The organism is Thalassotalea sp. 1_MG-2023, assembly GCF_030546745.1.
Classification (GTDB): domain Bacteria; phylum Pseudomonadota; class Gammaproteobacteria; order Enterobacterales; family Alteromonadaceae; genus Thalassotalea_C.
Genome location: NZ_JAUOPD010000053.1, coordinates 1 through 2,497 on the forward strand (window position 1 = coordinate 1; position 2,497 = coordinate 2,497).

A 2,497-nucleotide genomic window follows, 5' to 3' on the forward strand; every position below is an offset into this window, starting at 1 on the left:
GAGAGACCAAATTTAAGGTTACTTTTTAGTAATTTTCAATTTGGTTTTTCCTCTCCATTAGGAGGGTAAATCAAGTGTTTAACCGAATGTGTGTTAATCACTATTTCTTTAACAATCTGGAAAGCTGATATTTATATCCCGATATAAGTAGTTTTATCAACTAGTTATATCACGTTGGCTTTAGGTAAGTAACGAGTGTCGCGCTCATTACTTTAATGAATAAAGTCAACAACCGAAATAAGACTTCCTTATCTTATTTCATTCTAATTCAAGTGCTATTTATAGTACGTGAAAATGTCAGACATACATTGATACTCAGTTTTGTCACTGAGTAACCTAAAATATTTAGGGTTGTATGGTTAAGTGACTAAGCGTATATGGTGGATGCCTTGGCAGTTAGAGGCGATGAAGGACGTGTTAATCTGCGATAAGCTGTGTTGAGTCGATAAAAGACGTTATAGACACAGATTTCCGAATGGGGAAACCCAATGTCATAAGACATTATCATTAACTGAATACATAGGTTAATGAGGCGAACCGGGAGAACTGAAACATCTAAGTACCCCGAGGAAAAGAAATCAACCGAGATTTCGTTAGTAGCGGCGAGCGAACGCGAATTAGCCCTTAAGCGTATGGGCGTCAGTGGAACAAGCTGGAAAGCTTGGCGATACAGGGTGATAGCCCCGTACACGAAGACAAACATATTGTGAAAACGAGTAGGTCGGCACACGTGAAATGTTGACTGAATATGGGGGGACCATCCTCCAAGGCTAAATACTCCTAACTGACCGATAGTGAACCAGTACCGTGAGGGAAAGGCGAAAAGAACCCCTGTGAGGGGAGTGAAATAGAACCTGAAACCGTATACGTACAAGCAGTGGAAGCCTTCGGGTGACTGCGTACCTTTTGTATAATGGGTCAGCGACTTATTTTTAGTAGCAAGGTTAACCGATTAGGGGAGCCGTAGCGAAAGCGAGTGTTAACTGCGCGTTCAGTTGCTAGGAATAGACCCGAAACCCGGCGATCTACCCATGGGCAGGTTGAAGGTTGAGTAACATCAACTGGAGGACCGAACACACGTATGTTGAAAAATGCGGTGATGACTTGTGGGTCGGAGTGAAAGGCTAATCAAGCCGGGAGATAGCTGGTTCTCCCCGAAATCTATTTAGGTAGAGCCTCGCACGAACACCATTGGGGGTAGAGCACTGTTAAGGCTAGGGGGTCATCCCGACTTACCAACCCTTTGCAAACTCCGAATACCAATGAGTGATATGCGGGAGACACACTATGGGTGCTAACGTCCATAGTGAAGAGGGAAACAACCCAGACCGCCAGCTAAGGTCCCAAAGTCATAGTTAAGTGGGAAACGATGTGGAAAGGCATAGACAGCTAGGAGGTTGGCTTAGAAGCAGCCATCCTTTAAAGAAAGCGTAATAGCTCACTAGTCGAGTCGGTCTGCGCGGAAGATGTAACGGGGCTAAACTATGCACCGAAGCTGCGGATTTAATCTTAGGATTAAGTGGTAGGGGAGCGTTCTGTAAGCCGTTGAAGGTGTGTTGTAAGGCATGCTGGAGGTATCAGAAGTGCGAATGCTGACATGAGTAACGATAATGGGAGTGAAAAACTCCCACGCCGAAAGACCAAGGTTTCCTGTCCCATGTTAATCAGGGCAGGGTAAGTCGGCCCCTAAGGCGAGGCCGAAAGGCGTAGTCGATGGGAAACAGATTAATATTTCTGTACTTCTATATATTGCGAAGGAGGGACGGAGCAGGCTAAGCAGGCATGGCGTTGGTAGTCCATGTGAAAGATAGTAGGTTGGAAACTTAGGTAAATCCGGGTTTCCTTAAGACTGAGAATCGAGACGATACTCTACGGAGTAGAAGCTGTTGATGCCATACTTCCAGGAAAAGCTTCTAAGCATCAGATATATAGGAACCGTACCCCAAACCGACACAGGTGGTTAGGTAGAGAATACTAAGGCGCTTGAGAGAACTCGGGTGAAGGAACTAGGCAAAATAGTACCGTAACTTCGGGAGAAGGTACGCTGTCGACGGTGATGAGACTTGCTCTCTAAGCTGTTGACAGTCGAAGTAACCAGGTGGCTGGAACTGTTTATTAAAAACACAGCACTGTGCAAAATCGAAAGATGACGTATACGGTGTGACGCCTGCCCGGTGCCGGAAGGTTAATTGATTGGGTTAGCTCTGCGAAGCTCATGATCGAAGCCCCGGTAAACGGCGGCCGTAACTATAACGGTCCTAAGGTAGCGAAATTCCTTGTCGGGTAAGTTCCGACCTGCACGAATGGCGTAATCATGGCCACACTGTCTCCACCCGAGACTCAGTGAAATTGAATTTGCGGTTAAGATGCCGTATACCCGCGGCTAGACGGAAAGACCCCGTGAACCTTTACTATAGCTTGACAGTGAACATTGCTCCTACATGTGTAGGATAGGTGGGAGGCTTTGAAGCATGCACGCCAGTGTGTGTGGAGCCAA

The 2,497-nt window shown here is 46.1% G+C and carries 1 rRNA gene; it reads left to right on the forward strand.

Annotated features, from left to right (window positions below):
* Positions 1-357 precede the first annotated feature (357 nt).
* Positions 358-2,497: ribosomal RNA gene (locus tag Q4489_RS18120) — 23S ribosomal RNA — on the forward strand; the annotation flags it as partial.